Below are 6,209 nucleotides of genomic sequence, written 5' to 3' on the forward strand. Positions count from 1 at the left end.
TAGCGGACAGGTTTTCCGGGTTAGCGTTCCACGATCATGGCCATGCCCATGCCACCGCCGATGCACATGGAAATCAGGCCGGTATGATAATCTTTTCGCTTCATCTCATGCATGCAGGTCACCATCTGGCGAGCGCCGGTGCAGCCGATGGGGTGCCCTAGGGAAATGCCGCTGCCCAATTGATTGGGCCGATCCGTCGCAATGCCAAGCTCGCGCATACAACCTATGGCCTGCGAGGCGAAGGCTTCGTTGAGTTCGATCGTATCGATATCCTTCAGGCTCATGCCCGTGGATTTTAGAACTTTACGAATGGCCGGCACCGGGCCGAGTCCCATATAGGCCGGATCCAGGCCTCCGGAGGCAAAGGCCTTGATTTTAAGAATCGGTGTCAACCCCATTGCCTTGGCTTTTTCCACGCTCATGAGCAGCACCGCGGCAGCCCCGTCGTTGATTCCGGATGCATTTCCAGCGGTCACGGTACCACCCTTTTTGAACGCGGGACTCAGTTTGGCCATTTTTTCCATATTGGTGTCCATGGGCCGCTCGTCCGTGTCAAACACCACATCCCCTTTTTTGCCCTTCTGAACAACCGGCACTATCTCTTCAGCAAAAAGGCCGTTGGCAATCGCGGCTCTGGCCCGCTGATGACTCATCACGCCCAGCTCATCCTGCTCCTGCCGGGAAATATCGTACATGGCGGCAATGTTTTCCGCCGTCATGCCCATATGATAGCCGTAAAAAATCTCATACAACCCATCAAAGACCACCAGATCCGCCACATTGCCCATGCCGCTGATCTCCATGCGGTAACCCCATCGGGCTTTGGGAAGCGCCATAGGCGCCTGGCTCATGCTTTCCATGCCGCCGGCCAGCACCACCTCGGCGGAGCCGCACATGATGGCCTGAGCACCCAGCGCGATCGCTTTAAGTCCCGAACCGCATACCTTGTTCATGGTAAAGGCGGGCGTCTCCTTGGGTATGCCGGCGCGAACCATGGCCTGCCGGCCCGGGTTTTGCCCCTGGCCTGCCTGAAGGACGTTTCCCATAATCACTTCATCGATGGTAACGGGAGCTGCGCCCGCATCATAATCATAACCTTTTTTTTCAAGGTCGATTTGCCCTTGCGCTTTTAGCGTATCTGCGGCAAAGGACAGCATCTCATCACTGCACACCGGTTTGAGACCGGCGCGTTTAATTGTTTCTTTCATCACCAGCGTGCCCAAATCCACCACCGGCACATCTTTAAGTCCACCCCCGAAACTACCGACGGCCGTTCTGGCCCCACTGACGATCACCACTTCTTTCATCACTATGTCCTCCGTTTCATTCCTTTAGTAAGGTTTATTTGACATAAAACGCGTTAGGTCTTAATAAATGCAAGTGGCAACTATAGCCTAATCCGTTTTTAAGGTCAACGAAACTATGCCGGGTTAACCCACCATGTGTCTGATACTTTTTGCATACCGCATTCATCCGGAATTCAAGCTAATTCTCGCTGCCAACCGGGATGAATTCTACGATCGCCCCGCCCTTCCCCTGGGGGTCTGGCAAGACCGGCCGCACATTCTGGCAGGTCGGGATTTAAGAGGCGGCGGTACGTGGTTGGGTGTGACGCGAACCGGCCGTTTCGCCGCCATCACCAATTACAGGGACCCAGCGTCTGTCAAACCGAATGCCCCTTCCCGGGGACTGCTCTTAACCGATTATCTCATCTCCGATTCTCCGCCGGAAACCTATCTGAACAATATCAGCCAAAACGCTCAGCAATACAATGGCTTTAATCTGTTGATAGGCAATGCAACCGAACTGTATTATTATTCCAACCGGGAAGGCGCCGTGAAATGCCTTGAACCGGGGCTGTACGGCCTCAGCAATCATCTGCTGAATACCGCCTGGCCGAAGGTGGCGCGAGGGAAAAACAGCCTAAAAAAATTGCTTCAAAACAAAAACGGGGTCGGACCGGAGCAGGTGTTTCAACTCTTGTTCGATAAGTCAACCCCACCCGCAGAGCAGTTGCCCGATACCGGCGTCGGGCTGCGCAAGGAAAAAATGCTGAGCCCCATGTTCATTTCCAGCAAGGGGTACGGCACCCGGTCTTCTTCCGTGCTCCTGATGTCCCATTCAGGGCAAATATCCTTTGCGGAGCGGTCTTATACTCCTTCAACGTATCTTCCGCCGAAATCCTACACCCGTCAGTTTCATTTCTCTGTGGATTTCATCTTCTCCCACCAGGCGAGCCGCTCTTTAATGGTCTTTTCATAACCCCGATCCACCGGCTCGTAAAAGGTCGTTCCCGCGATTTCCCCGGGAAGATAGGTCTGCGCCGCGATCCCCGCCTCAAAGTCATGGGCATATTTATAATCTTTTCCATATCCCAGGGATTTCATCAGCCCGGTGGGCGCATTTCGAATGTGCAGCGGTACGGGCAGTGCGCCAGTTTTTTCAATGACGGCCCGCACGTTTCCATAGGCCTTGTAAAGGCTGTTGCTTTTGGGGGCCGTGGCCAGATACACGGCCGCCTGCACCAAGGCCAGCTCGCCTTCCGGAGGCCCGAGAAACCGGAAGGCTTCCATGGCATCCATGCAGACGGTGAGCGCTCTCGGATCGGCGTTTCCCACATCTTCGGATGCAAAGCGAACCATGCGGCGGGCGATATAGAGCGGGTCTTCTCCGGCCATCAGCATGCGGGCGAGCCAATAAACGGCTCCGTCCGGATCACTACCCCGAAGGCTCTTGTGAAGCGCGGAGATCAGGTTGTAATGCTCCTCGCCGCTCTTGTCGTACATGAGCGCCTTTTTCTGTAACGCCGTCTCCACTTCCGATAAGGGGATCAAACGCCCCGAAGCCGCCTCTCCCGCCTGTTTCGCGGGCAGAAATGACACCACCCCTTCCAGGTTGTTCAATGCGGCGCGCCCGTCGCCGTCCGCCGCACGCACGATATGAGAAAGGGCAGCCGGCTCAAATTCAAGCTGCAAGCGGCCCAGCCCCCGCTCCTTGTCGGTGAGGGCTTGCTGAATGATCGCTTCAAGCTCTTTATCGGTCAAGCGGTTAAGCGTAAATACCCGGCAGCGGGACATGAGCGCGGCGTTGACTTCAAAGGATGGATTTTCCGTGGTCGCACCGATCAGCGTAATTAAACCGCTTTCCACCTGGTGCAAAAACGCATCCTGCTGGGCTTTGTTAAACCTGTGAATTTCATCCACAAAAAGAACTGTCCGCTTTCGGTGCAGCCGAAGTTGCTCTCTGGCCTCCTCGATGACCTCGCGAATCTGCTTGACGCCGGCAAGTACTGCCGAAAAATGGACGAAATGGGATTGGGTCTCCTTGGAAACAATGCGCGCCAGCGTGGTCTTGCCGCAACCGGGCGGCCCCCAGAGAATCATGGAAAACAACCGGTCGTTTTCAATGGCACTTCGCAGCAGCGAGGAAGGCCCCATCAGATGCCCCTGCCCGATAAATTCCCGCAACGTCCCGGGCCGCATTCGCTCGGCCAGTGGGCGGGATTCTGCCGTGCTCCTTTGCGCCTGATAGTCGAAGAGATCCAACCGCTACCTCTTTTTCCTCTTTTCCATGGGTTTATTTTTCTTCTTATCCGGCGGTCTTCTATTCTTTTTATTCAACGGGCTCTTTTTCTCCCCGAACTCGATGCGGCCGGTGCGCTGGCGCAACAGCACCCGAATGGGCGTTTGATCCAGGCCGGCCCCTTCCCGAATCTGGTTGGTCAGATACCGGTGGTAGGAAAAATGGACCGCTCCCGGAAAGTTCACGAACAGCACGAATGTCGGCGGCTTTGTGGTCACCTGGGTGGCATAATAGAATTTCAGCCGCTTGCCCTGGTGCAGCGGCGGCTCGTTGTGAGCAAGCGCCCCCTCCATAATTTTATTGAGCTGGCCCGTGCCGATGCGCATGCTGTATTGCGCATATACGGCCTTGACGTTATGAAAGATTTTGTTTACCCGCTGGCCCGACAAGGCCGAAATACTTAATATGGGCGCAAAACTCAGAAATTTCGCCGCCATTCGCACTTCTTCTTGATAGGTCTTTAAGGTCCGGTTGTCCTTTTCCACCAAATCCCACTTGTTGAGCAAAAAAATGCAGCCGCAGCCCCGATCATAGGCATATCCGGCGATACTGATATCCTGCTCCGTCACCCCTTCGCCGGCATCCAGCAATATCAGGGCCACATCACAGCGATCCATGCTTTTTAGCGCCTTTATCACGGAAAACTTTTCGATCTTATCCGACACCTTGCTTTTTCGCCGAATACCGGCCGTATCCACCAGCACGTAAGACTTGCCCCCCACCGTGCACCGGGTGTCGATCGCGTCCCGCGTCGTTCCGGCGACCTCACTGACCAGCAAGCGATCTTCCCCGAGAATACGGTTGATCAGGGAAGATTTGCCCACATTCGGCCGCCCCACCACCGCAACCCGAATCTCATCGGTCTGCGCTTCTATGTCCGCCTTGGGAAGGGCCGGCACCAGGGCATCCATTAAATCCATAAACCCGTACCCGTGCTCAGCGGAGACCGGATAGATCTTATCCAGACCGAGACTGAAAAAATCGCTGAGCGCCACTTCGCGCTCTTCCCCGTCAATTTTGTTCACTGCGTAAAAAACCGGTCGATCCGCGTTTCGAAGCATTTGAATCAGATCCGCATCAAACGGAGAGATGCCGCCTTTGCCGTCGAGTACCATAATAATCGCGTCGGCATCTTCAACCGCGAGGCTTACCTGGAATCGAATCTGCTCGGAGAACCCGGCCGCATCCGCATCCGAAAATCCGCCCGTGTCCACAACGGTAAAGGCCGTCTCATCCCATCTGGCATCCGCGTAATGCCGATCCCGGGTCACCCCCGGCATGTCATCCACCAGGGCATCCTTGGATCGGGTGATGCGATTAAATAAAGTCGATTTACCCACATTGGGCCGACCGACAATGGCAACAATCGGTTTCATTATATTTACAATCTATTTTATATACTTACGCTTGAAAAAACGCCGCTGCAAAGACCCTTTTTTCGGTACTCAACCGTTACCGCTTAAGACCTTTTGATAAATACAGTTCTGCAACGGTGTATCATCAAAAAAGGACGGGAGCAAACATTCATGATCGATTCCGATTCGCATGCATCGGCTACAAACTTCCGGCGAAGGCGAAGGATTCAGCCTCAGCCGGCGTTGCCGGAACTTGTTTGATTGGTCACTGGTTGATTTGACCTTCAAACAAGATGCACTTTTTTGCATGAATATTTCTGAAAAAGGGCCTATCGCAACCCCATCAAAACGTGTACGTCCACATAAAATGAACGGCGTTGATTTCCGGCGCAAAGGCGCCGTTGTTGAGGTCCCTGCCGTACCATTCCCGGGTCCATTTCAAATTGACATTGGTTCCGGGTTTTATATTCCAAACCACGCCCAAGCCTGTCCCGAAGGTATAAAAATCGCCATCGTGCTGATTGGCACCCTTCCATTCTGATTTGTTAAGGGCGACCTCGCAATCCGGCTGGACAAAAAATCCCAACTTGCAGTCTTTTGATGTAAAATAGGTCAGAATCAGATTAAAGACAAATACATCATGGTCATCGTAATCCGTATCCGGATTTTCCAGCCGCCAATTAAGACCGATGGCATTATCGATGAAAATCATTCCTTTTTCCAGTGGATATCTGAACTCGAAAAAAAACCCCGGTAAATATAACACATAGCGATTTTCCCCGATATTCAAGGGCTCATTCTTGTCATACTCCCCCACAGGAAATTTGACCGCGACACCAAAGCAAGTATGTATCAGCCGATTTTTCCACCATCGTCCGATAAAGTTTGAAAACATCACATCCCCAATGCCGGAATTGCTCATATGGGCACCATTATTTAATTCAGCGTCCAGATTCGCGCCTAAAACCGCGATCAAGACATTGGTTAACTGCCATTTATCGCTTAACCGTTGTACATGCACAAGCTTTCCAAATGTCTGAAATGCATCCATTTCAAGACCTGCATCCTCGGAATCGCCCTTATCATTAAATACCTTATCGAAGTTCACATATCTTAGATGCAATTGGCCGACCCAACCGGTATTAAGGTCAATGCCGTTTCCTTAAGGAACTTAAATGCGTTAATACTTTAAAAATACAATCTGTTATGCTATAAATACATTGTTCTTTTGTATCAGTAAAAAATTCAAAAAAAGGAGAGAACAATGCTCAA

At 52.6% G+C, this 6,209-nt stretch carries 5 protein-coding genes; 1 reads left to right on the top strand and 4 read right to left on the bottom strand.

Annotated elements, in window-relative coordinates; genetic code table 11:
• Positions 1-20: 20 nt before the first annotated feature.
• On the bottom strand, positions 21-1,307 hold the full coding sequence (locus RBT11_15725) for an acetyl-CoA C-acetyltransferase (GenBank protein ID MDX9788229.1): 1,287 nt from the start codon (positions 1,305-1,307) through the stop codon (positions 21-23).
• Between the two features lie 133 nt (positions 1,308-1,440).
• Here RBT11_15725 and RBT11_15730 point away from each other — a divergent pair, with 133 nt between their 5' ends.
• On the top strand, positions 1,441-2,262 hold the full coding sequence (locus RBT11_15730; protein ID MDX9788230.1) for an NRDE family protein: 822 nt from the start codon (positions 1,441-1,443) through the stop codon (positions 2,260-2,262).
• Here the strand turns inward: RBT11_15730 and RBT11_15735 are convergent.
• The 3 genes from RBT11_15735 to RBT11_15745 all read right to left on the bottom strand — a co-directional run bounded on the left by RBT11_15735 (position 2,199) and on the right by RBT11_15745 (position 5,988).
• A complete protein-coding gene (locus RBT11_15735; protein MDX9788231.1) occupies positions 2,199-3,545 on the bottom strand; it encodes a replication-associated recombination protein A in 1,347 nt (448 codons plus the stop codon). The two genes, RBT11_15730 and RBT11_15735, sit on opposite strands and share 64 nt — an antisense overlap.
• Before the next feature lie 3 nt (positions 3,546-3,548).
• Complete coding sequence (der, locus tag RBT11_15740) at positions 3,549-4,958, bottom strand: ribosome biogenesis GTPase Der (GenBank protein ID MDX9788232.1); 1,410 nt, start codon at positions 4,956-4,958, stop codon at positions 3,549-3,551.
• A gap of 322 nt (positions 4,959-5,280) precedes the next feature.
• A complete protein-coding gene (locus RBT11_15745; protein ID MDX9788233.1) occupies positions 5,281-5,988 on the bottom strand; it encodes a transporter in 708 nt (235 codons plus the stop codon).
• Between the last annotated feature and the right edge of the window lie 221 nt (positions 5,989-6,209).

It is taken from the genome of Desulfobacterales bacterium, from assembly GCA_034003325.1.
Lineage (GTDB): Bacteria > Desulfobacterota > Desulfobacteria > Desulfobacterales > JAFDDL01 > JAVEYW01.